The following is a 26824-nucleotide window of genomic DNA, read 5'->3' on the forward strand; positions in this document are numbered from 1 at the left end:
CTTAATTAATATGAGTAAAATAATTCCGGCAATTAGTGTGAAAAACTTTAGTTTTTACTACAGCAAGCAAAAAATCCTGGAAAGTCTGTCAATGGATATTCCCCAAAATAAAATTATTGCTATTATGGGACCTAGTGGCTGTGGGAAATCTACTTTTTTAAAGTCTCTCAACCGCATGAGCGATTTGGAGGGAGAAGTCCACACAGAAGGGAAAGTAGAGTTTTTTGGGCAAAATATTTATGAGAGACGGATTAATCTCAATCGTCTCCGTCGTCAAATTAGTACAATTTATTCCAAACCTAATCTTTTTCCCATGAGTATCTATGATAACGTTGCTTACGGGATTAAATTAGTTGGTTGGCGACCAAAACCAGAATTAGATGAAGTTGTGGAGTTAGCTCTTAAATCTGCGGATATTTGGGAAGAGGTCAAAAACAAGCTCTATAAGCCGGCTTTAGAACTATCTTGTGGTCAACAACAACGACTGTGTATTGCCCGCGCTTTAGCTGTAAAACCCCAAGTTATTCTCATGGATGAGCTTTGCAGTGGACTTGATCCCGTCACTACCACAAAAATTGAAGAACTCATTGAGTGTTTGCGTTCTGAATTGACAATTATCTTTATCTCTCAAAACATCCAACAAGTCTCTCGTCTGGCTGATTTCACGGCTTTATTTCAATACAATCAGAATCATGTGGGACGATTAAGAGAGTTTGCATCAACAAAAAAAGTCTTAGCTCAAGCTACAGATTATCGTACCCGCGATTATGCGACCAGTTATTCCCGGTAACTATACCAGGAGTCAGGAAGAAGAAAATTATTTACCAATTACCAATTCCCTGTTCCCTGTTCCCCGTTCCCTGTTCCCTATTTTACAGCAAATTGTCATCAAACCTGGAACAAGAACCCCACCCCCAACCCCCTCCCCGCAAGCGATGAGGGGGCTAAGATGTACCTCATAAGATTGGAAATCGCTGTAAAAATGAACGCAGCAGGAAAAAACTAGCAATGGATTTAGCATCTACAGGTTCTCCTACCAAAATGGCTTTTTCCAATTCTTCAGGAGTTAGTAATACTGTCTCAATATCTTCGTCTTCGTCTTGTGCTGGTGGTGTTTCTAGCTTTTCTAAATCTCTGGCAATAAAAGCATAGATAATTTCATCAGAATAGCCAGGAGCAAGGAAAAATTCTCCTAATTTATCCCACTGACGAGCATGATAGCCAGTTTCTTCTGCAATTTCCCGTTTGACTGTTTCTAAAGGATCTTCATTGGGTTCTACAGTTCCCGCCGGAAATTCCAATAATCTTCCCTGCACTGCAAACCGATATTGACGCACAAGTACCAGTTTACCGTCTGCGGTTATGGGTATAACCAGAGCACCACCGGGATGACGAATACATTCCCATTCCCCTTCGGCTTTGTTGGGTAAACGCAAGCGGTTAACTTCAAAGTTAAACTTGCGTCCTTTATAAAACAAGCGTTGCTTGAGCAACTGTGGTAATTCTCTACCTAATGGCATAGTAAATTCTACCGTCTGTGAATACAGAGAACTTATACGGGGGTTTTCTGTTGTTATCAGTTCTTTTTGGGTTATAAAAATGGTAATTTTTTTACCCACTAGAATAAATGTACATCATTTGTGTTGATCTCTAGTAGTAAATCTTGAATTACTCGTTGAGATATAGGGTCTATCCAATCTGGAGCAATTTCTGCCAGAGGGACTAAAACAAAGGCTCGTTCAGCCATGCGAGGATGGGGAATTTGTAGATTTGGTTGCTGTAAAATTAAGTCATCATATAATAATAAGTCTAAATCTAAGGTACGTGGACCCCAGTGTTCCTGACGCACACGCCCAAACTTTTGTTCAATGGTGAGTAATTGTGCTAATAAGGCTTGTGGTGAAATCTGCACTGATAATATCGCGCAACCATTTAAGTAGTCTGGTTGAGTTGGTCCTATGGCTTTGGTACGATACCAATGAGATTGGGCTTGTATGCTTATGCCTGATGTTTGAGCTAAGGTTTCTAAAGCTCCTGTGAAAATGGCTAGGGAGTTACCTCTGTTACTACCAAGGGCGATCGCCGTTCTAGCCGCAGTTTGTACCATTCTTTAAGACTCCTACACACCTGGGTTTTTTGAATGTGGGATGTGATGTCCACAATAAGTGCAGAAATCACACACCTACAGTTCAAATATCATCAGGATTGATACCTAATGATCTTAAGTAAGTTGCTAATTTCTCCTTTTGTTGTCGTTCTTGTTGGGCAATTTCCTCTGCTTGTTGTTGGGCTAAAGTTGCTTGTTGGGCAATTTCCTCTGCTTGTTGTTGGGCTAAAGTTGCTTGTTGTCTTGCGTCTTCTGCTTGTAAACGAGCTTGTCTTTCAACAATAGCCCTTTCATCACCAGTTAATAGCAAATTTCCCACATCATCCCACCAACGAACCCACGGTAAACCATCATTTTCTATTAAACCTAATTCCACACCCATAGGATAAATTGGAAAATGATTACGCTCGTTTGGTTGCATCTTTTCATAACGCCCATCAACTAAGCGATAAACTTCCAGTAATGCTTTTCTCGCTTCAAAAATTGCATAAAAAGGAATATGAATTGCTTGTTCATAAACCCAGAATTTACCAGCTTTTTCTGTTTCACTCGGAGGAGTTGCGTCTCTTTCTTCTGAACCATTTCCCGAAACAAACTCAATGGCAATTAATGGTGCGACAAACTCTTTCCATAATACATAGGAACGACGATATTCTCCATTGAGAAATGGTGGTACATTAGGCACATAAAACCAATCAGGAGCTTCTGCACCTTTTTCAGGTGGTTCAGTTAAACGCCAATAAATACCGCTATCTTGACCAATACAGTAGTTTCCATCTGGATGTAGTTTCTGTAATACTGGCTCAATGGAACTGGTTAAGACTATACTTTGTGGATGCTCCTGGAAATTTTTCACAAATGTGCCATCTGAATCTGGTAGTTGCGTATGATCTGGTAATGTGAATTTATTGGTGTGAATGTCTTGACTTGGGGGAGTAGTGGGATTAATCACTGCTTGAGTGGTTTCCATAGTAACTCCAGGATGTATATTGACTTAATTTTAACAGTAGACATCAAAAAGTTGAAGTGTCTGAATCAGATAATTAAATTTGGCTTGATCAATCCTAAACAATCACAAGCTATCGCATTTTTTGGGTCAAATTTGAGTGCTTGTTGCCAAGATGCGATCGCTTCTCTCCATTCTCCTTGCAATGCCGATAATTTCCCCGCTAAGGCATGAAAGTCTGCATGACTATAATACAAAGCTAAAGCTTGATTGTTGTGCATTGCTGCTTCTGGATAACGCTTTTTTGAAAACAGATCCAGGGCTTGTCTGTGATACCAGATAGCTTGGTCATGCAGAGTAATCAAGTCGGACAAATCGGCTTTACAGCGTCTACAAGATGGAGAGTGGGGAGGCAAGGGAGATATCTTGCTGTCAGTTTCTCCCCCTTGCGCCCCTGTTCCCTTTGTTGGACGATAAATTGCTCCACAAACAGGACATTTCATGATTTCTCACTCTCACTCATGAGAAATTGCGTAGTACAGAAAATCTGAGAGTTCTTCTTGTAACTGGGATAATTCTGGACTCTTGTTAGCACTGGCATTTTCAATCTGGGCTAATAAGTTTTGTAATTCCTCTGCTTGTTCAGAATCTAGTGTGGGCAGTGTTTGTTGAGCGCGGTCTAAAAGTGCCGCTAATTCTGGAGCTATTTCTACTACTGAGATTGTCTCTTCTGTGGAGATTTCGATAGTTTCATCAACTTCAAACAAGGCATCTATATCTGCCCTTGCTTGCTTCAATTCATGACTAGAAAGTTTCTCAATCCCTGCATTATTGACTACTAGCGTTCCCTGTTGTCCTTTGCCTTTTTCAGTAGTGGTAACAGTAAGAATGCCATTCACGTCAAAGTCAAAGTGAACCTCAACTTGAATACCCCCTGCTGGTTTGGGTGGTAAGTTCTCGACTCTAAAATCACCTAAAGGCACATTTTCTTCAGCGATGGTATTTTCTCCCTGAAAAACTTCAATTTCTACGGCTTCTTGTTCATCAGACACGGTGTAATAAACCTGAGAGCGAGAAACGGGAACAACGCTGTTACGGGGAATAATCACACTGAAGAAACCGGGCATAATCCCCATTTGTGTAGACATCGCCGCAGCAATACCCAAGGAATGGGGAATTACATCTACAAGAATGGCATCTACAGATTCACCTACCAACACCCCAGCTTGTAAAGCTGCTCCCAAGGCCACACAAAGGTCGGGTTGAATACCATCACTGGGATTCTGTCCCAGATGTTCTGAAATCATTTGTTGGGCTAGGGGAATGCGTGTCGAACCACCAACTAAGATAATTCGGTCAATATCACCGGGTAATAGGTCTGCATCGGTGAGAGCGCGATCAATAGCCTCTAAGGTTTCTGTTAATAGGGGGCGAATCAACTTTTCCAAATCTGCTCGCGCTACTTCTGTTTCTAGATGGAGTGCAGTCTTGCCCTTACTACCTAAAAAGGCTTCTCGAACTGTGGCGAAAGCATGGGAACTCAAATCAATTTTTAACTGCTCGGCTGCTCGTAAAAGACGCGCTTGGGTGACAGCATCATCTGGAACATCCACACCATGCTGTTTACGAAATAGATCCACTAGATAAAGTTGCAACAGCCTGTCAAAATCGTCTCCACCCAAGCGATTGTTACCATGAGTTGCTAATACTTCTGTGACTTCGCCTGTAATTTCCACTACCGACACATCAAAAGTACCACCTCCCAAATCATAAACCAAAACCCGTTCTGTCTCTTCGGAACGCAAATCATAAGCTAAAGCGGCTGCTGTTGGTTCGTTGATAATTTGCAGTACCTCGAAACCAGCAATCTCTCCAGCGGTTTTGGTTGCTTGTCGTTGAGCATCCGTAAAGTAAGCGGGAACTGTAATTACTGCTTGGGTAATTGTTTCTCCTAAAGCATTTTCAGCCCGTTGTTTGAGGGCGCGGAGAATAATAGCGGAAACTTCATGAGGTAAGTATTCTTTATCCCCTAAAGTGGTTTTGTGGTCTGTTCCCATCCACCGTTTAATTGACTTCACGGTGCGTTCGGGAGCCGCAGCATATTGACGCAGTGCTTCTCGTCCCACTAGGACTTTACCCGTATCGCTAAATCCTACACAGGAAGGTAAAATCAGATCGCCATCTTCTCCTGGCAATACCCGCACCTGTCCGTTTTCGACAATTGCTACTTCGGAATTTGTTGTCCCTAAATCAATACCAACTGCTTTCATAGTTCTAAATTTACAAGTTTTTGCCTCTGGTGTTATGCCTACGGCGAGCGAAGCTATTGCACAAGCTCACACCGTAGTAATTACAATAATTACAAAATACCGTATTTTGGCAGCATGACAGCTTCACCATTAGAGATAAGATTACAAGATATTGACCAAATAATTCATAAAAGAAGGGAACAGGGAACAGGGAACAGGCAACAGGGAACAGGCAACAGGCAACAGGGAACAGGGAACAGGCAACAGGGAACAGGCAACAGGGAACAGGGAACAGGGAACAGGGAACAGGGAACAGGGAACAGGGAACAGGGAACAGGGAACAGGGAGCAAATAAGAAACAAAAGTTGCTGAGTTTAAAGCTCAGTCAAAAAAAGGATGTTTTTTTCGTGCTACGCATCTCAAAAAACAGCACTTCGACACCGCTCAGTGACCGTGTCATTATTTCAATCTCATGTTTTTAAACATGAGTTTTTCCTGCGATGTACTGAGCTTGTCGAAGTGTTCCCTGCGATGCACTGAGCTTGTCGAAGTGTTCCCTGTTGCCCGTTCCCTGTTCCCTCTGAAAATTCTTGTCTGTCAGGGCGATGCGTCGGGTTGCGCTGTCGCTTAACCCGACCTACAAAAAATGGACAAGGTATTGATTTTGAGACACCATTAGCCAAAACCTGGCATTTTTTTGTGGTAAAAATCCGCGAAACCCTTTGTTACAGCAAATTGTCATCAAACCCGGAACAAGAACCCCGCCCCCAACCCCCTCCCCGCAAGCGATGAGGGGGCTAAGATGTACCTCATAAGATTGGAAATCGCTGTAATAGATGGTTTTAGGTTTATATGGCTAACGCCACGCTACGCTATCAGCAAGCCCTAATTATTAACTGACAATAAACCGGGGGGAGGAGTAATTTCAACTCGACGGGTTGCTAGATCAACAATAGGGACAATTGCCATCACAAAAGGAATTAAAACTGTTTTTTGTTCTTTATCAGTTTTAAATTCTTCATGGTTAGTGACAAAATCAGGATCAAATTTAACTTCTAATAAATCATGACCTGAAGGTAAGATGTCCACCACCGTTCCTACAAATTCCCCAGATGATTGCATAAAGACTTGCAACCCTAGCAAATCTAACACATGAAATTCACCTTCTGCCAATTCCGGGCGATCGCTCACAGGCACGAAAAACCGACAATCACGCATATTTTCAGCTTGATGGCGATCGCTCACTCCCTTTAATTTAATCACATAAAGATTCTTATTCTCAATATATCGCCCATTTAATAACTCCACAGTTTCAAGTTCCGTTTCCCCAGGACGTAACAACCAGCGTTTTCCCGGTTCTTCAAAGCGTTCAGGAAAATCCGTATTAGGATAAACCCGCAACTCCCCAGTTAAACCTTGAGGTGCGACAATTTTCCCAATTTCCAACCAATCATCGAGATTGGGAATTGGGGACTGGGGACTGGGGACTGGGGACTGGGGACTGGGGACAGGTGATTTTTGACTTTTTCCCCCTGCTCCCTGCTCCCTGCTCCCTTGCTTCTTCTTCGTGTTCTTTGCGTCTTCGTGGTTCATTTTCTTACACACTCACAGCCGCAACTTGATAAACCTGTTCAGCAACTTTCGCTAAACGCTGCATACCGATAGTAATTTCCTCATCACTACCAGTTAAACTGATTCGCAGACATTGGTGTTTGTGTTCCCAGTCCTCCTTTAAACCAGGGAAGAAACTACTACCAGGAACAACAATCACACCCACTTTCTTTAATTCCTGGTAAAATTCCCAATCAGTCATGGGTAAGTCTTGCAACCACAACCAGCCGAAAATAGCCCCCTCACCGCGATGTAAGAACCAAGGTAAATTTTTTGGCATCGCTGCTTCCAATGTACTTTCCAATACATCAAACTTTTGCTGATAGAAAGGACGAATCACATTTTCCGCGATATTTGCTAATGTACCTGATTCTATCGCTCTTGCTGCGATCGCTTGACCATATCGAGAAGAATGAATTCCCACATTAGTTTGGAAACATTCCAAAACTTGAATTAGGTTTTCATCTCCAATGGCTACCCCAATCCGTTCTCCAGGCAAACCTGCTTTTGATAAACTCATACAGTGGAGAATATTTTCCCCAAATACCGGAGTCATTTCTGTAAAATTCAAAGCTGGGAAAGGAGGTGCATAAGCCGAGTCTATTAACACAGGTACATGATGCGGTGCTGCTAAATCCGTGATTTTATTCACTTCATCATTAGTTAAAACATTACCCGTCGGATTACAAGGACGGGAAAAAATCACACAACCAGTATTTTCTGTAATCGAAAGTTGGTTAAAATCAGGACGATATTTAAATCTATGTGCGGCTGTATCAATATCCAGAGTAGGTTTATAAGCAACCAAAGCTTCTGGGAACAAACAAACACCACCATAGCCAGTATAATCTGGACTTAACGGCAACACAATTTCTTTCAAATTGCCATCTTCAGTATAGCCACCAAAAGCATTAGCGGCGTAAAAATAGATAGTTTGACTACCCGCAGTAATTAAAATATTCCGCTCAGTTAAACTTAACCCATAACGCTGGTTAAAATCCTGAACAATCGCCTCAATTAATGGTGAATAACCTTGACTTGAACCATAACGACAAACAACTTCACCATATTCAGAACTAGCTAATAAATCTGCCGTACAATCCCGCCATAACTGTTCTACCTCTGGTAAAATCAACGGATTGCCAGCGCTTAAATTATATAATTCCTGTCCCTTACTAGCTCTGAGGGTTTCGTTAATATCTTTCATAATCGCTCTTACGCCAGTTAAGTTGGACATTTGAGCGCCAATTTTCGTAAGGGCAGGTTTTATCATGTTTGTTATAGACTGAATTAATCGCAAAAGTGGATAAGTGATTGGGTGGTTGCAGCTAAGACAAAATTTATTATAGTTGCCAAAACAGCGAATACCTTTAACCAATCTAAACTAATGAATGCGATTTTAACAAAATCTGATAGTTAATAAAGCCCCACCGATGAAAGTGGGGGGTTTCTCATGTGATAGATACTAATGTACTACACGGAAAATAATTTGACAAGTAATTATGGAAAATATTCCGCAAAACCTTCCCAAATTTAACTCGATATTAGACAATTCACTAACAGGACTTACGTATTGACAAAGTTTTTTAAATATGTATTGTGGATTTTATCTCTTGTAGGGTGCGTCAGACCCAATAATTTGGTAAAAAACAGATATCCCCTATCTGACGCACCCGACTCAATAAGTTATTCCCAAAACCGAAAACGACGCAATTTTATTCATTCATCTGATGGTAAGTTAGTAAGCGTGCGTAAGTCCCATATTAGTAAGGTGCGTCAGATGTTGAAAATCTCTTAATTGTTTGCGAATTATCGAGTCTGACGCACCCTACAAGCGACATTTAATGTGACAAAGGAGAATGGGAATGGAAGTCAAAGCAGCAGTAGCCTACACCCCAGGTAAACCCCTGACAATTGAAACCGTACAATTAGCACCACCACAAGCAGGGGAAGTATTAATTGAGATTAAAGCCAGTGGGGTTTGTCATACTGATGCTTTTACCCTTTCCGGTGATGATCCTGAGGGCTTATTTCCGGCAATTTTAGGACATGAAGGCGCTGGTATAGTTGTTGAAGTGGGGGCTGATGTCAAAAGTCTTAAACCTGGAGATCATGTAATTCCTTTATACACGCCTGAATGTCGGCAATGTGATTATTGCTTAAGCTTCAAAACCAATCTCTGTCAAGCAATTCGCGGCACACAAGGACAGGGTTTAATGCCTGATGGTACTAGCCGTTTTAGTATTGGTGGCGACAGGATTCACCATTATATGGGTACATCCACCTTCGCTAATTATACGGTATTGCCAGAAATCGCCGTTGCCAAAATTCGGGAAGATGCGCCTTTCGATAAAGTTTGTTATGTCGGTTGTGGTGTGACAACAGGTATTGGTGCGGTTATCTACACAGCTAAAGTAGAACCGGGCGCAAATGTGGTAGTTTTCGGGTTGGGTGGAATTGGTTTAAATGTCATCCAGGGGGCGCGAATGGTGGGCGCAAATAAGATTATTGGTGTAGATATTAATCCCAGTAAACGGGCTTTAGCTAAAAAATTTGGGATGACACATTTTGTCAATCCCCAAGAAGTTGCGGGTGATTTAGTTCCTTATTTGGTAGATTTAACCAAAGGTGGTGCTGACTATTCTTTTGAATGTATTGGTAATGTGAATACCATGCGTCAAGCTTTGGAATGTTGTCATAAAGGTTGGGGTGTGAGTGTCATTATTGGTGTTGCTGGTGCGGGTAAAGAAATCAGCACTCGTCCGTTTCAATTAGTAACTGGCAGGGTTTGGAAAGGTTCGGCTTTTGGTGGTGCAAGAGGGCGGACAGATGTACCGAAAATAGTAGATTGGTATATGGATGGAAAGATCAATATTGATGATTTAATTACTCATGTGATGCCGATTGAAAGGATTAATGATGCTTTCGATTTAATGCACAAAGGGGAATCTATTCGTAGTGTAGTGACTTTTTAGTTTTTTTTGTTTCGTGCGATCACTTTCTGTAAGGTCTAATTACACTTCACAGAATAAGTAAAATTTGATAATGCTTTTTTTGATTTAAAAGGAAAGTAAGATGGAAGAACTAAAAATTGTTTATGTCGTTACAAATCCAGCAATGCCGGGGTTAGTGAAAATCGGCTATACTACACAAAATGATGCTAATACCCGCATTGGCCAACTCTATACAACAGGTGTTCCAGTTCCATTTGAGTTGGAATTTGCCTGTAAGGTCAAAAATGCTGAGAAAGTTGAAAAGGCGCTTCACATTGCATTTTCTCCCTACAGAATTAATCCAAAGCGTGAGTTCTTTAAAATTGAGCCAATCCAAGCAATTGCAATCCTAAAGTTGCTTGATGTTGAAGACGCAACTCAAGAAGTTGTGCAACAGCCAAGTGATATAGATCAACAGTCAATTGTGGCTGGCCAACAGATGAAAAATCGTAGACCGAACCTAAACTTTGAAGAAATGGGAATCCCTATTAACTCTGAACTGAAGTCAGTTCGTTCTGAGGTTTGCGTCACCGTTGTATCTTCAAAGAAAGTCAAATTGGATGAGGAGGAGATATCTTTAACTGCTGCTACACGCAAAGTTTTTGGGTATGACTATGACGTTGCTCCTGGTCTTTACTGGACTTATAACGGTATCCTGTTGAGGAAGATATACAACGACATTTATGGAGAAGCTGAGTGAGTTAGTCTGTCCTTTGTTTATATGACAATAAAAAAAACGGATTTAGCTAGAATTAAAATAATACTAATATAGCCAGAAAGACCATTAAACTTATGTTCAATTTCTAGTTATTTTGGTGCGTTACGCTATCGCTAACACACCCTACATTTTTTCAACTATCAAACCAGACTATCATATAATTATTACGGTTCACCAGGTTTTAATTATGCAGACACAAAAAGCGAAAGAATCGGCTGTAAACCTAAATGATCATCTTTATGAAACGGATTTTCACGCCTGGACTCAACAACAGGCTAATTTATTACGTTATCAGCAATGGAATCAAGTTGATTTAGTTAATTTAATTGAGGAAGTTGAATCTTTGGGAAGAAAGGAACGCCAAGAGTTAAGAAATCGTCTGAGTGTTTTAATTGGACATCTACTAAAGTGGGAATATCAATCATCAAAACGGAGTCGTAGTTGGTTAGCAACTATTCGGATTCAACGCCGGGATATGATAAAATTACTGAGTGAAAATCCTAGTTTGCAGTCTTCTCTAGAAGTAGCACTTCAGGAAGCTTATGAAAATGCTAGGGATTTAGCATCAGCAGAAACCAATTTACCTTTATCAACTTTCCCTCAGCAATGTCTATATTTATGGGAAGATTTAATTAACCTCAACTTTTATCCTGGTGAAGTCGCAAATGATGATCTGATGCAATAATAACTTTGCGCCTTTGCTTCTTTGCGCCTTTGCGCGAAACATAATTCATTATTCTCCCAACTTTTCAAACAACTTCGCTAACATCACATTAGAAAATATAAAACCATCGGGATCGCTAAAACGCAACCTATCCCCAACAATCTTCACCCAACCCTGAGCAAAGTATGGTTGCAAACAGCTTTGAATTTTCTCTACTTGATGGTTGCCAAAGTTTGTTGCTAAGGAATTTAAACTGATTCCTTCGGCTAACCGTAACCCTAACATGAGAGTTTCTAGCAAAACATCTGCCTTTGGTGTGACTTCACAATCAATCACAGCACCGTTTTTTAACCATTGGTAATATTCCTGGGTTTTGCGGGGACGGGTGAAGCGTTTACCATAAATATAGCTGGCTGCACCCATACCAAAGCCATAATAGGGGCGATTTTGCCAATAAACTCGATTATGCTGGCATTGATGTCCTGGTTGGGCATAATTGGAAATTTCGTAATGTTCGTAACCGGCATCAGTTAAGGTTTTTTGCCCCAATTGATACATTTTGACTGTGGTTTCATCTGTGGGTAAGGGATGATCTCCCGGTTTGTAATAACGATTGAAGGCTGTTCCCGGTTCAATGGTAAGGTCATAGATGGAGATATGAGTTGGTGTGGCTGCTACAGCTTGGCTTAGGGAATTTTGCCATTGTGCTAAGGACTGATGCGGTAAGCCAGAAATCAAGTCTAAGCTAAATTCGGGAATCTCGACCTTGTGAATTAACTCTATAGCTGTAAATATATCTACAAGGGAATGCGATCGCCCAGCAGTTTTTAACAATTCTTCTTGGAAAGCTTGGACACCCAAACTAACACGATTTACTCCTAAACTGCGATAACCAGCGATATGTGCGAAATCAAACGTCCCTGGGTCAATTTCCATGGAGATCTCTACCTTAGAGGCAATGCCAAATCGCTGTTCTAAGGTTGTCAATATAGATTGCAACTGTGCTGTAGATAATAACGAAGGAGTACCACCACCAAAAAAAATTGTTTCTAAAGGTTGACCATAAATTGGCGCAATTCTGATTTCCTGACATAAAACTTCAACATATTCGGCAATTGTCCCAGAATTTTCACCCCGTGAGCGATCGCCCACTACAAATACCGGAAAATCGCAATAAAAACATCGTCGCCGACAAAAGGGAATATGCACATAAGCAGAACTGGGAATCCCCCAACCAACGTCTTTTTGAATCATTCTGATCAATAGTGAAGTTAATTTGATTTGACTGTTAAAAATAATGAAAATGAGGAGTTGGTTTACAACTTTTTATGCTTTTTCCCTAAAAATAAAAATAATATGCAGTAAAAACCCTTTAGTTATAATGTTGGCATATTCTGTCTGACTAAACAGCTAAGATCATTCCATCACTAAAAAGGACTCAAACAAGCATACTTTACTCTATCGAATAAATATCGTTGTAGGAACACAACACAACCATGCTGGATGTCATTATTATTCTCTCATTTATCTTGGCAGCGGCGGGGATAGGTTATTTCAGCACCGACCTACTCCCACCAGGTACTCTCACTGGAGTTACCAATTTAGATGCCTTACGCTTAATTCTAGCCGTCTTTGCTGCCATTATTGGTGGTGCAGTCGGGCTGAGTTTCCAGACTACATACCGCCGTCTAGAGTCACAAGTCCGGGAAATGCCCCTAGAAGTCATCTTAACCCGTGCTATTGGCTTAGTAATTGGGCTACTACTCGCCAATCTGATGTTAGCCCCGCTATTTTTATTACCCATTCCCCCAGATTTTGGTTTTATCAAACCTCTTGTCGCCGTTGTTGGTAGTATTATCCTCTCTGTTACAGGGATGAATTTGGCAGATACTCACGGACGAGGTTTGTTAAGATTAATTAACCCCAATACTGTCGAAAGCATGGTTGTGGAAGGAACTCTCAAACCTGCCAACACCAAAGTTTTAGATACTAGCTGCATTATAGACGGACGGATTGAAACATTACTAGAAACAGGATTTCTAGAAGGGTTAATTCTTGTCCCCCAATTTGTTTTACAAGAATTACAACAGGTAGCTGATGCTAGTAAAGACCAAAAACGGGTGAGAGGAAGAAGAGGACTAGAAATTCTCAACCGCATTCGGGAAACTTATCCTGAACGTATTTTAATTAACCCTGTAGACTATGAAGACACTCCTACTGTTGATGCTAAATTAGTCCGTTTTGCTCAAGAAATCAATGGCACATTACTTACCAATGATTACAATTTATCTAAAGTCGCTAGTGTACAAAAAGTCCCAGTTTTGAATGTTCACGATTTAGTAAATGCCGTCCGTCCGACCTATTTACCGGGTGATAATCTTGATTTGAAAATTCTCAAAGAAGGAAAAGAACCAACTCAAGGAATTGGCTATTTAGATGATGGCACAATGGTAGTAGTTGAAGAAGGCAGAGGTTATGTCGGTGGTGAATTACGAGTAGTAGTTACCAGTGCTTTACAAACTTCTGCTGGAAGGATGATTTTTGCCAAACCCCAAGCTTCCGCATTAGCCTAAGGAATATGGCACGGAAAATTAGAGTTAAATTATGTAAATCGGTGTGGGAAAACTGCACCGATTTTGTTGATTAAGCTGAATGCTTGTATTTGGCTGATCAATCTCAAACAGGGTATTGTTATCTAATTAATATTAGAATACGAATAGTAGTTGGTAAATAAATTTAGATATGAAGACCATCTTATCAAGTGAAAAAGCATTTATTATTCGGACTGAGCGAGGACTCACAATTGCGGGAACGCGCATCACCCTTTATGATGTAATAGATTTGATCAAGGCTCAGTATCCTCCGAAGTTAATTCGAGATAAATTCAATCTCACAGATGAACAAATTAGTGCAGCTTTATCTTACATTGACACAAATCATACTCAGGTAGAAGCTGAATATCAAGAAGTTCTACAAACTAGAGAAGAAATTTATCAATACTGGGAAGAACGTAACCGCGAACACTTTGCAAAAATGGCAGCAAAACCACAAAAGCCCGAAAAACAGGCTCTTTGGGCGAAACTTGAGGAGCAGAAAGCCCAACGTACCTCAATAAAGCCATGATATTTTTAGTGGATTACAATCTTGATGGATACGCTGTAGTTTTGCTGGGAATCTTGGCGAAAAACGGTTGGCTTGAGTTACTATCTATTCGTTTTGTCACATTTCGAGAAGCGGATTTATCAATGGATAGTAATGACCGCGCAGTTTGGTGTTATGCTCAAGCAAATCAAATGATGATCCTCACCGCTAATCGGAATATGAAAGGTGAGGATTCATTAGAACAAGTAATGCGTGAAGAAAATACACCAACTTCATTTCCTGTGATTACAATTGGGAATCTTGATCGCATTGACGAATATGATTATCGAGAACAATGTGTTGATCGTATAGTTGAGATTATCATAGATATTGATAATTATTTGGGAGTAGGTCGGCTTTTCATTCCATAAACATCATAAAACAGTCTCATTATTGCTTCAGTGTCAGATATCGGATATTCTCTGACTATCATTATGGTGTTTTTACAGGTTTGATATTTTTGGCTTTATAAAATGTTTCTAAACTATCAGTATCACCGACAAAACGCCAATGCCAAGGTTCATAACTCACGCCTTGAAGATTATTTTTAGGAAAGGAAATTTCAAAACTAAACTTAGCCGCATTGGCTTGTAACCACTGATAAGCTTTGGTATTATCAAAGTTGGCTTGGAGATTAGTTGCTGGGACTGTGCGATCGCCAACATCTACCGCATAACCTGTATGATGTTCACTATGATTTGGTGGTGCGCTGAGGGCAGCCCTTTCCGCCGGAGTTTGATTACGCTGTGCGCTTACACCAAAAAATAACTGCTTTTGCTCCTGTACAGACCGAAACCCAGAAATTGGTACTAAAATTACACCTGCACTTCTCGCTGCTTGTACCATTGCTTGAAATTGAACAGCGGCAGTTTTTCGCATTCTGATTCTGCCGTCACTCGTAATTGGTGCTAATTCTGATGCTGGTGCTTCTGAGTATGGAAAATGTCCCAATACTGTATCATTATCATTATTGCTAACTGGGGTATTGGTAGCTACAGGTGTAGAACTAATTGGTGTAGCTACAGAATTAGCAGTTGGCTTAGGTGCCGTTAACGAGAACAAAAAACCACTGGTGATAGCCAGTAGCAAAAATCCTGTTAATCCACCTATAATTAAAATCACAGGTTGGACTTTGATCTTACTTCCTGCATCATCTGTATCACGTAAAGCCACTGGTATATCATCACCAGAGAGAGGGTAGGAATTGTGCGGTTTTTTAGGAAACCCAGCTTTATTCAAGTTTTTGCTCCTGTTTGTGTTTAATAGTTAGTTAAAGAAGAAAAGAATTTTTTTTAATTCTTAATTTTGAATTATGGTGTAATTTTGATAAATCTTTTAGAACTATATATCAAGTTAGTGGGATTAATCCTAGTGGGATTTATACTGGGACGTAAATTACCTAACAATACTTCTACTTACGTAGGTCAGTTTCTCTATTGGGTGGGAGTACCTATCAGTATTATTGGTTTTTTAATACAAACAGATTTATCAGGACAGATTTGGATTGCACCGATAATAGCTCACTTGGCAATCTTTTTGGGGGCATTATTAGCTTGGTTAAGAATCAAAGCCCAAGCCTATTTTACTCATTCAGTTCCCCCCACTACAACTCAAGGTAGTTTGATTCTAGCAGCAATGGTAGGTAATACAGGTTATCTGGGTTTTCCCATTACTTTAGCAATGGTAGGTAAAGAATATTTTGCCTGGGCTTTATTTTACGATATGTTGGGTTCGCTGTTTGGTGCTTATGGTTTAGGTGTGTTTCTTGCTGCTAAGTTTGGTAATAATATCCAAAATCAGATGCAAATAGCGAAGGTAATTTTGATTAATCCGGCTTTATGGAGTTTTGGATTTGGCTTATTATTACATCAAGTTACCCTTCCCTCCCCAGTGGTATTTTGTTTGGAGAAATTGGCTTGGGGTGCAGTTGCCTTATCTTTGATGTTAATTGGTATGAGACTTTCCCAACTAAAATCTTGGCGGAAATTACCAGAAGCGGGGAGTAGTGTCTTCATTAAAATGCTATTAGTGCCGATGATTTTCGGCAGTATGCTGTCGCTGTTTGGGGTGACAGGTAATGCAGCACAGGTGATAGTTTTACAAATGGGTATGCCTCCAGCTTTGGCTACCTTGGTAATAGCAGAAACCTTTGATTTGGATAGAGATTTGGCTGTTACTGCGTTAGCTGTAGGGATGATAGTTTTGTTGTTTACTCTTCCTGTTTGGTTATGGTTGTTTTGAAAATAAGTATCTTACCTGTACCCAACTCTGGGATGATGTATTAAAAACAATTCTAATCGCTCAATGCCTAAGCCGAATACCACAGCCCAAAAGACTCAAATCATTGAAATTTTGACACGGGATTATTTTCCGATGATCCCTCAACTTCAGAGAAATTGGACATCAGAACAACATAAAAAAAATCGTTTAAGTCGTTCTTTGGCTGCATTTGCGATCGCTAATCTTGCTGATCTTACTCCCCCTCAAGCTGCTCACTCGATTATCAATGGAGGAGATGATAATGGTATTGATGCAGTTTATTTTGATCGGGTTAATAATCGGCTTTGGTTAGTACAGGCTAAAGCGGGAAATGCTCCCGACATGGGTGATAATAAAAAATTTTGTGATGGCATTAGGGATCTTGTCCATAAACGGTTTCAAAAATTTAATTATATAGGGCTTACGCATTGACAAAGTTTTCTAAATATATAATGTGGATTTTATCTCTTGTAGGGTGCGTCAGACCCAATAATTTGGTAAAAAACAGATTTCCTCTATCTGACGCACCCTACTCAATAAGTTATTCCCAAAGCCGAAAACGACGCAATTTCGTTCATTCATATGATGGTAAGTTAGTGAGCGTGCGTAAGTCCTATTATAGTTTTTCCCGGTTGCAGCAAGATATTGAAGATGCTTTAGAAAAAAATATGAGCTTTCAGGAATTACACTTTGTCACTATGTGCGTATATTTGAATATCTTGATCAGATTTTTGAAGATTCTCGAAAAGCAGAAACAGAAACTCGGCGTAAAAATTTCTATCAACATGGTAGATTGTTTATATTAGATATTTTATCAAGACGCTATAAGTCTCTAATCAATAAACCAGAAGTTAATTTATCTCAAGATGACTTGACAGAGTTTTCCAGAATTAATTGGTACAGACCTTGCTGAGTTAATTTATACTCTTGCTGAATCTCAGTTTGCTAGTGATGAAAAAGGCTATCTTGCTATTTTTAGAAGTTTGACGGATGTTAAGTCTTTAACCAGTGCAGTGATGCAAAAATTAACTAACAGAGAAGCTTAATCTAACAATATTAATTGACATGGATTTTAAAATTTAATTTTTGAGATAAAATCAGAACTAATTATGAGTAAAAAGCAGAGACTAGAACTTACATGGATTGGTAAAGAAATTCGCCCCAAATTAGAACCGCGAATTTTATTGGAAGATGCTGAAAAATCTCATCATGCTGCACATCGAGTCAGTGAAAATGATATTTTTGATAATCGTTTAATTCGTGGAGATAACTTATTAGCTCTCAAGGCTTTAGAACAGGAATTTACAGGAAAAGTTAAATGTATTTTTATTGATCCTCCCTATAATACAGGTTCAGCTTTTGAACATTATGATGATGGTTTAGAGCATTCTATCTGGCTTGGCTTAATGAGAGATCGTCTAGAAATTTTGCGTAATTTATTATCTAAAGATGGTTCTATTTGGATTACAATTGATGATAATGAAGCACATTATTTAAAAGTAATGTGTGATGAAATTTTTGGACGTACAAATTTTGTTGCTAATGTAATCTGGCAAAAGAAGTTCTCTCCACAAAATGATGCTAAATGGTTGAGCGATATGCACGACCATATACTAGTTTTTGCTAAGGATAAGTCAGTGTGGCGACCTAAGCTATTAAAATCTGAAAATGTTGGGCGAAAGCGATCAAATCTTGATAATGATTCTCGCGGAGATTGGATATCAGTTGACTACACTTGTAATAAAAATAGATTTGAGCGTCCCAATCTTTACTATCCAATAACGAATCCTAATACTGGTGAAGAGATTTATCCAAAAGAGACTGCTGTATGGCGTTATAACAAAGAAAGACATCAAGATAATGAACAGCAAGGATTAGTTTACTGGGGTAAAAGTGGTCAAAACAAAGTTCCGAGATTTAAGAATTTTGTTGCTGTAGATCGAGAAGGTCAAGTACCATCTACTATTTGGTTACATCAAGATGTTGGCAATACTCAAGAGGCTAGAAAAGAGTCAAATATTTTCAACTCAGATGATCCTTTTGCTACACCCAAGCCTGAGCGTCTATTAGCGCGAATTATTCAAATAACAACAGATCCATCAGATATTGTTCTCGACTCCTTCGCAGGTTCAGGAACAACAGGTGCAGTTGCTCACAAAATGGGAAGACGCTGGATCATGATTGAACTAGGGGAACATTGTCATACCCATATTATTCCCCGACTTAAAAAAGTAATTGATGGCGAAGATCAAGGTGGCATTAGCAAAACAGTAAACTGGAAAGGTGGCGGCGGATTTCGTTATTATCGCCTTGCACCATCATTATTAGAAAAAGACAAATGGGGTAACTGGATTATTAATAAAGAATATAACCCCGCCATGTTAGCAGAAGCACTCTGCAAAATTGAAGGCTTTACATACTCACCATCAGATACATTTTATTGGCAACATGGTTATTCTACAGAACGAGATTTTATTTATGTCACTACCCAAAATCTCAGTCAAGAACAATTATCTCAACTTGCTGATGAAGTAGGACAAGAACGCACATTATTAGTTTTATGTAGCGCTTTTCGTGGCAAAGTTGATATATTCCCAAATCTGACAATCAAAAAAATTCCTCAACAGATACTTTCACGCTGTGAATGGGGTCATGATGATTACAGTTTGAAAACTGAAAACCTGCCTAAAGCACCTCCAAAAATTGAAAAACCATCAATAGAAAAACCTATACAAAAATCACTATTTGACATGGATAACTTATGATAAATCAACTTGTTAATAACATTGCTAATCGTCTCAGTCTGCGCCCACCGCAACGCCAATCATTAGAAATTCTAGATCGGATTTGTGAACTTTTATCTATCAATGGACAATCAGATATAAAAACAAGTTTAGCGAAAATCAACAAAGAATTTCCCTCAGTTAACGACTTTGAACGTGAATTCCCTTCGCTGTGTTTTGCACTAGCAACAGGTGTGGGTAAAACGCGACTTATGGGGGCTTTTATCAGCTACCTGAACTTAGCGCATGGGATCAAGAATTTCTTCGTTTTAGCACCTAATTTAACAATTTATAATAAACTAATTACAGATTTTACACCTAATAATCCCAAATATGTATTTACAGGTATTTCTGAATTTGCAATCAATTCACCAATCATTATCACAGGTGATAACTATGAAACCAATGCGAGAACAATTTTAGATCCACAAATTACCTGCAAAATCAATATTTTTAACATCTCAAAAATTAATTCTGAAGTGCGCGGTGGCAAAACACCTAAAATCAAACGACTATCTGAATATATTGGTGAAAGTTATTTTGATTATCTATCTCAATTAAAAGACTTAGTAATTTTAATGGATGAATCGCACCGATATCGAGCTTCAGCAGGTATTCGAGCAATTAATGAATTAAAGCCATTAATGGGTTTAGAACTCACAGCTACACCTTCTATAGAAACCAGCAAAAAACCAGTATATTTTCAAAATGTTATTTATGAATATTCTTTAGGAAAAGCAATTACAGATGGTTTTGTTAAAGATCCTGCTGTTGTTACTCGTAAAGATTTTAATCCTGCCAGTTTATCACCAGGAGCAATTGAAAGAATAAAATTAGAAGATGGAATTTATTTACACGAAAATATTAAGGCTGAATTAAAAATTTATGCTCTTCAAACAGGAAAGCCAATTGTTAAGCCATTTATGCTGGTTATTGCTCGTGATACTACCCATGCTACACAACTTTTAGAACTGATTAAATCTGATGAATTTGCAGCAGGGTTTTACAAAGATAAAGTCATTCAAGTTGATTCTAGTAAAACAGGCACTCAAGAAGATGAAATGGTAGAAAGATTGCTAAAAGTAGAACATCCAGATGAACCAACAGAAATAGTTATTCATGTGAATATGTTAAAGGAAGGTTGGGATGTGACTAACCTTTATACAATTGTACCATTAAGAGCCGCAAATTCGGAGATTTTGATTAAACAATCAATTGGTAGGGGATTACGTTTACCTTATGGAAAGCGTACAGGTGTCACCATTGTAGATCGTTTAAATATTGTTGCCCATGACAAATTTCAAGAAATTGTGGAAGAAGCAAAACGCCCAGAATCAGAAATTAGATTGCAACAAATTATTCTCACACCTGAAGAGTTAGAACAAACAAACAAAACAGTAGTTTCACAGTCAAAACTTGCCCAAAGTTTAGGAATCACGACGGAACAAAAGAGTGAAAAAAATATAACTATTCCAGGAACAGAAAACCAAGATATTCAAACATCTATATTTGCATCTATCATCGAACAAAAGATTGCAAACCTGACTTACCAAGAAATTCAAAAATTAGAAAATCAGCCAGAAAAAGTACCAACTGCATCATATCTGTCAACACCAAAAGTTCAAGCAATAGTGCGGGAAGCTGTAGCTAGAGAATATCAGCCGGAACAATTAGAAATTGAAGGTGTAAGCACACCACCAGATATTGCAGATATTGTGGCTAAAACCACTAATTTAGTTATTCAACAAACCATTGATATTCCCAAAATTATTGTTGTTCCCCAAGGGGAAGTAAAATCAGGTTTTAGGTCTTTTGCTTTAGATGTGACAGGTTTAAATTATCGTGTTCCATCCAAAAAAGAATTATATATCCAATCTTTAGCAACGGATGATTCTACATCTTTAGAAATCAAGACAGACGATTTTGAAGAATTTCAGTTAGAAAACTATATTGTCAAAAATTTAGTCAATTTTGATGATATTTGTTATGATGAAAATGCTGATTTACTTTATGATTTAGCAAGTCAGGTTATTAGTCATTTTCTCACTTACTTATCAGAAGAAGAGACACAGAAAGTTTTATCTGATAACCAAATCGAAATTGCTAACTTTGTCCATAACCAGATGATAAAACATTTCTGGGAAGATGATAAGGTTGAGTACAAATACGAAATTAGCAAAGGTTTTACAACCTTAAAAGAGAGTGCATATACCACAAATGCGAGGAATTATTTAAATTATAGAACCTCGCCTCCAGATAAAAGCAATATGTCCAAATATCTGTTTACAGGTTTTGAAAAATGCCTTTATGCAGAACAAAAATTTCAATCAGAAGCAGAAAGAGTATTATCTATAATTTTGGAACGAGATGCAATAAAATGGTTTAAACCAGCAAGAGGACAATTTCAAATTTATTACAAATGGGATGGAAATTATTTAGAATATCAACCCGATTTTGTAGCAGAAACAGCAGAAATTATCTATATGCTTGAACCCAAAAATCGAGATGAAATAGATAGTCCTCAAGTGGTTGCTAAGAAGGATGTAGCCGTTAAATGGTGTCAAAATGCTTCTGATTATATGCTACAACACAATGGAAAGCCTTGGGTTTATGTATTGATACCCCATGATGCGATCGCTCAAAATATGACTCTCAAAGGTTTAGGCGATGCCTTCGGCGAGCGCAGCTATCGCTTTCAAACAAAATGACAGATAATAAGAATTATCATCGTTGACTCATCTTTTTTGCCAATTCCGCAGGACTAATAGATTCGTAATGTTCAAAAGGTTGATGAATCCAAGGATTATCAGCCAGATAATCAACGTGGTAGTCAGGAACAACAACTGAACAAGCTTTATACCAAATTACAGCGGTGCGAATTTCTTGAATGGGAAAATCATGATGTTTCTGTAGCCAGGGAACTGTTTCTTGAATAGTGATACCAGAGTCTACTAAATCATCTACTAGCAAAATCCGTGAACCTAAATTTTCACTAGTCATGGTTAATTGACGAGAAATAATTAAATTACTTCTTTTATATGTCCCCGCGCCGTTGTAAGATGAAGTAGCTAAAATTGCTAATGGTTGATTGTATATGCGGGAGAGAATATCTCCTACTCGCAGTCCCCCTCTGGCTAAACAGACGATTTGGTTGAATTCCCAACCCGATTGATAAATCTTTACAGCCAGTTGTTCAATTTTGTGGTGATAATCTGACCAAGAAATGTAAAGGTCTGACATAAGACTAAAATAGGTGTGTTAATAATTGTTAATTATCTGTTGTCAATTGTCAATTCATAAGGGTGTAATTTATGGTTAAAGATAATTCTGATAATAACGATTTTCACAAATCTCTGACAAGTGAAAAATTAGATTTTAAAACTAAATTAGCTTATGGTGCGGGAGATTTGGGTCCTGCGATTACTGCAAATATTGCTGTATTTTACATGATGGTTTTCTTTACCAATGTGGCAGGAATTCCAGCGGGTTTGGCAGGTAGTATTTTGATGATTGGCAAAATTTGGGACGGTATCAACGATCCTATGGTGGGAATGCTGACTGATAAAACCCAATCCCGCCGCTGGGGTCGTCGTTTACCTTGGCTTTTATATGGGGCAATTCCTTTTGGTTTTTTCTTTTTCTTGCAGTGGATTGTTCCTCAATTTACTGCCGATAAAAGTATTAATATGTGGTGTTTGTTTTGGTATTATGTAGTAATTGGCATTGTCTCTCAGGCATTTTTTACTGTTGTGAATTTGCCCTATACAGCCATGACTCCTGAATTAACTCAGGATTACGATGAACGGACTAGTTTAAATAGTTTTCGGTTTACGTTTTCCATTGGTGGCAGTATTTTATCATTAATTTTATCAAAAATTATTTTCTCACAAATTAGCGATCGCCAACAACAATATTTAGTTTTAGCGGCTGTGTGTACCGTGATTTCGGTTTTATCTTTGTATTGGTGCGTTTATGGGGTGCGCGATCGCATTTTGGCTTTTGAAGCTAAACGGATGGAATTACCACAAGAAGCAGAAATTCCCTTTCTGGAACAGCTAAAAATTGTCTTTAGTAATAAACCTTTTCTGTTTGTTATTGCTATTTATCTTTTTTCTTGGTTAGGTGTGCAAATCACAGCCAGCATTATTCCTTATTTTGTCGTTAACTGCATGAAACTGAAAGAGGGAGATGTTCCCACAGTCATGATTGCAGTTCAGGGAACGGCTTTGTTTATGTTATTTATTTGGAGTTATTTAAGTAAAAAGATTGGCAAAAAACTGGTTTATTTTCTAGGTATGAGTTCCTGGATTATTGCCGCTGCTGGATTATTTTTCTTACAGCCTGAACAAATTGGTTTAATGTATGTTATGGCTGTAATGGCAGGTGTGGGAGTTTCCACAGCTTATCTAATTCCTTGGTCAATGATACCTGATGTGATTGAATTGGATGAATTGCAAACTGGACAACGACGGGAAGGTATTTTCTATGGTTTCATGGTTTTATTGCAAAAATTTGGTTTAGCTTTTGGGCTATTTTTAGTCGGTAATACTTTACAAGCCTATGGTTTTAAAGAAGCTGTTTCTGGACAAAGTTCTTTACCTATACAACCTGAATCCGCACTTTTAGCGATTCGGATTGCTGTTGGACCAATACCAACTTTTTGTTTAATTGCCGGGTTGGTTTTAGTCTATTTCTATCCCATTACCCGCGAAATGCACGCAGAAATCATGCTAAAACTGCAAGCACAACGAGAGAGAATATAAAGATTTAAAAGTTCTATACCAGCGGGTAAACAATAGTGAACAGAGTAGAAAATTTTTTGGTGGGCAACACCCACCTTACATAATATTGCAAAAATCAAATATTATTTCCATCTAAATTATCTCTTCGATGTTATAATTAATTTTAAGTTAGATGATCAATAAGTAAATCTCTCCAAACAAATACTAGAGAAAAAACCATGACATCATCTCTTTATGAAACAGATCACAACCAATGGACACAAGATACTATCCAATACATCCAAAACCGTAATTTTGACAGCATAGATTGGGATAGCTTAATCGAAGAACTAGAAATTATGGGAAAAAACGACAAACGCGCCATAATTAGTCTGTTGACCCGTGTTCTAGAACATCTCCTAAAATTGTCTTACTGGGAATCTGAAAAAACAAGATCCGGTAATCACTGGGCTGCGGAAATTGTCAACTTTCGCGCCCAAATTCAAGGGCGTTTGGAAGATAGTCCTAGCCTTTATTCTCAATTACAAACGTTCTACGAAAAAGCTCATCCCGTCGCTATCAAGTCCGTTTCTAAGTTATGTCCACTTCCCCCAGATGCTCACATTAGCCTCTTGCAAGCCCTAGATGACAACTGGTTTCCGAATGACATCTCAAATGATTAAGTAGGTGGGCGTTAAAAATTGTCGTTATGGCAAGGCAAGAGGCACTCATGCAAGAGGCAAGAGTGAAGAGGGTTTGGGCGATTTTACTTTTCTTTACACAGATTGGTTTTATTGTGTTCACCTACTTAAATATCACAGTATTCAACAGCAGAGACAGATACAATTTACATAATGAATGCTACACAAGAACAACTAAAACTCAAATTAGCACAGGCTTTAGTGGCTGCTTTTGGCACAGATTATACCAATACAGATCCAATTTTAGTGGCTGCAAGTAATCCTAAATTTGGTGATTATCAAGCTAATGTGGCTTTATCTTTAAGTAAAAAGTTAGGAAAGCAACCCCGAATTATCGCTGGGGAAATTGTCAGTAAACTAGATGTATCTGATATTTGTGAACCTCCAGAAATCGCAGGTCCTGGTTTTATTAATCTTAAATTACAAACATCTTATCTAGAAGCACAACTCAACGCAATTCAGGTAGATGCTAGATTGGGAATCCCCACAGCGACAAATCCCCAAAAGCAAATTGTTGATTTTTCCAGTCCGAATATTGCGAAGGAAATGCACGTCGGACATTTACGTTCTACCATTATTGGTGATTCTATTGCCCGGATTTTAGAATTTTGTGGTCATGATGTTTTGCGGTTAAATCATGTTGGTGATTGGGGTACGCAATTTGGGATGTTAATTACTTATTTGCGGGAAGTTTATCCAGACGCACTCACCACTGCAAATGCTTTAGATATTGGAGATTTAGTTAATTTTTACCGCAAAGCCAAACAGCGATTTGATGAAGATCCGATTTTTCAAGAAACTTCCCGTCAAGAAGTTGTGAGATTACAAGCGGGTGCAGAAGATACACTTCATGCGTGGAAATTGTTATGTGAACAATCTCGACAAGAATTTCAAATCATCTATGATTTACTGAATATCAAATTAATAGAAAGAGGTGAATCTTTTTATAATCCTTTATTACCAAAAGTTGTTAAAGATTTAGCAGCAACAGGATTATTAGAATCAAGTCAAGGGGCAAAATGTGTTTTCTTGGATGGTTTTACAAATAGGGAAGGTGGTCCTTTACCCTTAATTGTCCAAAAAACTGATGGTGGTTATAACTACGCAACCACAGATTTAGCAGCTTTAGGTTATCGGATTCAAGAAGATAAAGCCAAGCGAATTGTTTATGTGACAGACGAAGGACAATCTAACCACTTTACCCAATTTTTCCAAGTCGCAAGAAAGGCAAATTGGATTCCTAATGATGTCGAATTAGTTCATGTTCCTTTTGGGTTAGTATTAGGTGAAGATGGCAAAAAATTTAAAACTCGTTCTGGGGATACTGTGCGGTTACGAGATTTATTAGATGAAGCTATTAACCGCGCCCGTGCAGACATAGAAAAGAGATTACAAGAAGATGAACGGACAGAAACAGAAGCGTTTATTCAAAATGTCGCTGAAGTAGTGGGGATTAGTGCGGTTAAATATGCTGATTTAAGCCAAAATCGCACCAGTAGTTATGTCTTTAGTTATGACAAAATGTTATCTCTCAAAGGCAATACAGCCCCTTATCTTCTCTATGCTTATGTGAGAATTCAAGGTATTAGTCGTCAAGGGAATATTGATTTTACCAACTTGGGAATAAATCGCCAAATCTTGCTAAGAGAAGATGCAGAATTAACTTTAGCTAAACATCTGCTGCAACTTGATGAGGTAATTAAGGAAGTAGAACAGGATTTATTACCAAATCGTTTGTGTGATTATTTGTATCAACTCAGCGATAAGTTTAACAAGTTCTATGAAAATTGCCCTGTTCTCAAATCAGAAGAACCTGCTAGAACTTCGCGGTTAATGTTATGTGATTTAACTGCAAAAACTCTCAAGTTGGGATTATCTTTGTTGGGAATTAAGGTTTTAGAAAGGATGTAGATATAGCGGTTATTGGTTGG

General features: G+C 38.6%; 25 protein-coding genes. 15 read left to right on the forward strand and 10 right to left on the reverse strand.

All coding sequences use genetic code 11. The features are described from left to right. Positions 1-10 precede the first annotated feature (10 nt). The gene (locus FJR37_RS06165) at positions 11-790 is read left to right on the forward strand and encodes a phosphate ABC transporter ATP-binding protein (protein WP_039199698.1); all 780 of its coding nucleotides are present in this window, start codon (positions 11-13) and stop codon (positions 788-790) included. Positions 791-956: 166 nt separating this feature from the next. Here the strand turns inward: FJR37_RS06165 and FJR37_RS06170 are convergent, their stop codons facing one another. The 7 genes from FJR37_RS06170 to FJR37_RS06205 form a co-directional block, all read right to left on the reverse strand. Continuing rightward, entirely contained in the window at positions 957-1520 is a 564-nt protein-coding gene (locus tag FJR37_RS06170; protein ID WP_039199709.1) for an NUDIX hydrolase, read from the reverse strand. Positions 1521-1618: 98 nt separating this feature from the next. Further along, positions 1619-2107, reverse strand: coding sequence for a 2-amino-4-hydroxy-6-hydroxymethyldihydropteridine diphosphokinase (folK, locus tag FJR37_RS06175; RefSeq protein WP_039199700.1), 489 nt, complete (start codon positions 2105-2107; stop codon positions 1619-1621). A gap of 82 nt (positions 2108-2189) precedes the next feature. Continuing rightward, positions 2190-3077, reverse strand: coding sequence for a Uma2 family endonuclease (locus FJR37_RS06180; protein ID WP_168465574.1), 888 nt, complete (start codon positions 3075-3077; stop codon positions 2190-2192). 65 nt (positions 3078-3142) lie between these two features. Then, entirely contained in the window at positions 3143-3556 is a 414-nt protein-coding gene (locus FJR37_RS06185; protein WP_168465575.1) for a tetratricopeptide repeat protein, read from the reverse strand. Between the two features lie 12 nt (positions 3557-3568). Then, positions 3569-5323: an Hsp70 family protein gene (locus FJR37_RS06190; protein WP_039199705.1), complete on the reverse strand. Its 1755-nt coding sequence runs from the start codon at positions 5321-5323 to the stop codon at positions 3569-3571. Positions 5324-6187: 864 nt separating this feature from the next. After that, on the reverse strand, positions 6188-6895 hold the full coding sequence (rimM, locus tag FJR37_RS06200; RefSeq protein WP_168465576.1) for a ribosome maturation factor RimM: 708 nt from the start codon (positions 6893-6895) through the stop codon (positions 6188-6190). Between the two features lie 4 nt (positions 6896-6899). Further along, complete coding sequence (locus FJR37_RS06205; RefSeq protein ID WP_168465599.1) at positions 6900-8183, reverse strand: valine--pyruvate transaminase; 1284 nt, start codon at positions 8181-8183, stop codon at positions 6900-6902. A gap of 595 nt (positions 8184-8778) precedes the next feature. Between FJR37_RS06205 and FJR37_RS06210 the strand changes: the two genes are divergently transcribed. The 3 genes from FJR37_RS06210 (at position 8779) to FJR37_RS06220 (ending at position 11309) form a co-directional block, all read left to right on the forward strand. Then, on the forward strand, positions 8779-9888 hold the full coding sequence (locus FJR37_RS06210) for an S-(hydroxymethyl)glutathione dehydrogenase/class III alcohol dehydrogenase (RefSeq protein WP_168465577.1): 1110 nt from the start codon (positions 8779-8781) through the stop codon (positions 9886-9888). Positions 9889-9988: 100 nt separating this feature from the next. Next, on the forward strand, positions 9989-10606 hold the full coding sequence (locus FJR37_RS06215; RefSeq protein WP_168465578.1) for a GIY-YIG nuclease family protein: 618 nt from the start codon (positions 9989-9991) through the stop codon (positions 10604-10606). A gap of 205 nt (positions 10607-10811) precedes the next feature. Continuing rightward, a complete protein-coding gene (locus tag FJR37_RS06220) occupies positions 10812-11309 on the forward strand; it encodes a DUF29 domain-containing protein (RefSeq protein WP_168465579.1) in 498 nt (165 codons plus the stop codon). Positions 11310-11357: 48 nt separating this feature from the next. Here FJR37_RS06220 and hemW read toward each other — a convergent pair whose 3' ends face one another. Continuing rightward, a complete protein-coding gene (gene hemW, locus FJR37_RS06225; RefSeq protein ID WP_168465580.1) occupies positions 11358-12542 on the reverse strand; it encodes a radical SAM family heme chaperone HemW in 1185 nt (394 codons plus the stop codon). Between the two features lie 242 nt (positions 12543-12784). Between hemW and FJR37_RS06230 the strand changes: the two genes are divergently transcribed. The 3 genes from FJR37_RS06230 (at position 12785) to FJR37_RS06240 (ending at position 14800) form a co-directional block, all read left to right on the forward strand. After that, on the forward strand, positions 12785-13861 hold the full coding sequence (locus tag FJR37_RS06230; protein WP_168465581.1) for a PIN/TRAM domain-containing protein: 1077 nt from the start codon (positions 12785-12787) through the stop codon (positions 13859-13861). A 169-nt stretch (positions 13862-14030) separates the two neighbouring features. Then, on the forward strand, positions 14031-14411 hold the full coding sequence (locus FJR37_RS06235) for a DUF433 domain-containing protein (RefSeq protein ID WP_039201952.1): 381 nt from the start codon (positions 14031-14033) through the stop codon (positions 14409-14411). After that, complete coding sequence (locus FJR37_RS06240) at positions 14408-14800, forward strand: DUF5615 family PIN-like protein (RefSeq protein ID WP_039201951.1); 393 nt, start codon at positions 14408-14410, stop codon at positions 14798-14800. The genes FJR37_RS06235 and FJR37_RS06240 overlap by 4 nt, the downstream gene beginning before the upstream one ends. 61 nt (positions 14801-14861) lie before the next feature. Here FJR37_RS06240 and FJR37_RS06245 read toward each other — a convergent pair whose 3' ends face one another. Continuing rightward, positions 14862-15668, reverse strand: coding sequence for a D-alanyl-D-alanine carboxypeptidase family protein (locus FJR37_RS06245; RefSeq protein WP_039201950.1), 807 nt, complete (start codon positions 15666-15668; stop codon positions 14862-14864). Between the two features lie 84 nt (positions 15669-15752). Here FJR37_RS06245 and FJR37_RS06250 point away from each other — a divergent pair, with 84 nt between their 5' ends. The 5 genes from FJR37_RS06250 (at position 15753) to FJR37_RS06270 (ending at position 22179) form a co-directional block, all read left to right on the forward strand. Next, positions 15753-16670 (forward strand): AEC family transporter, encoded by a 918-nt coding sequence (locus FJR37_RS06250; RefSeq protein WP_053541160.1) that lies wholly within the window; start codon positions 15753-15755, stop codon positions 16668-16670. A gap of 63 nt (positions 16671-16733) precedes the next feature. After that, entirely contained in the window at positions 16734-17120 is a 387-nt protein-coding gene (locus tag FJR37_RS06255) for a hypothetical protein (RefSeq protein ID WP_168465582.1), read from the forward strand. Between the two features lie 268 nt (positions 17121-17388). Next, positions 17389-17601, forward strand: a complete 213-nt coding sequence (locus FJR37_RS06260) for a hypothetical protein (RefSeq protein ID WP_168465583.1) — start codon at positions 17389-17391, stop codon at positions 17599-17601. Positions 17602-17797: 196 nt separating this feature from the next. Beyond that, entirely contained in the window at positions 17798-19453 is a 1656-nt protein-coding gene (locus FJR37_RS06265; protein WP_168465584.1) for a site-specific DNA-methyltransferase, read from the forward strand. Continuing rightward, positions 19450-22179 (forward strand): DEAD/DEAH box helicase, encoded by a 2730-nt coding sequence (locus tag FJR37_RS06270; RefSeq protein ID WP_168465585.1) that lies wholly within the window; start codon positions 19450-19452, stop codon positions 22177-22179. The genes FJR37_RS06265 and FJR37_RS06270 overlap by 4 nt, the downstream gene beginning before the upstream one ends. A gap of 16 nt (positions 22180-22195) precedes the next feature. Here FJR37_RS06270 and FJR37_RS06275 read toward each other — a convergent pair whose 3' ends face one another. Continuing rightward, positions 22196-22711, reverse strand: a complete 516-nt coding sequence (locus FJR37_RS06275; protein WP_168465586.1) for a phosphoribosyltransferase — start codon at positions 22709-22711, stop codon at positions 22196-22198. Between the two features lie 71 nt (positions 22712-22782). Here FJR37_RS06275 and FJR37_RS06280 point away from each other — a divergent pair, with 71 nt between their 5' ends. From FJR37_RS06280 to argS, 3 genes are all read left to right on the forward strand, one after another. Then, positions 22783-24234: an MFS transporter gene (locus FJR37_RS06280; protein WP_168465587.1), complete on the forward strand. Its 1452-nt coding sequence runs from the start codon at positions 22783-22785 to the stop codon at positions 24232-24234. Positions 24235-24431: 197 nt separating this feature from the next. Beyond that, positions 24432-24875 (forward strand): DUF29 domain-containing protein, encoded by a 444-nt coding sequence (locus FJR37_RS06285; RefSeq protein WP_096663115.1) that lies wholly within the window; start codon positions 24432-24434, stop codon positions 24873-24875. A 171-nt stretch (positions 24876-25046) separates the two neighbouring features. Beyond that, positions 25047-26804: an arginine--tRNA ligase gene (gene argS, locus FJR37_RS06290; RefSeq protein WP_168465588.1), complete on the forward strand. Its 1758-nt coding sequence runs from the start codon at positions 25047-25049 to the stop codon at positions 26802-26804. The last annotated feature ends 20 nt before the right edge of the window (positions 26805-26824 follow it).

This window comes from Aphanizomenon sp. UHCC 0183, from assembly GCF_009712065.1.
GTDB lineage: Bacteria > Cyanobacteriota > Cyanobacteriia > Cyanobacteriales > Nostocaceae > Dolichospermum > Dolichospermum heterosporum.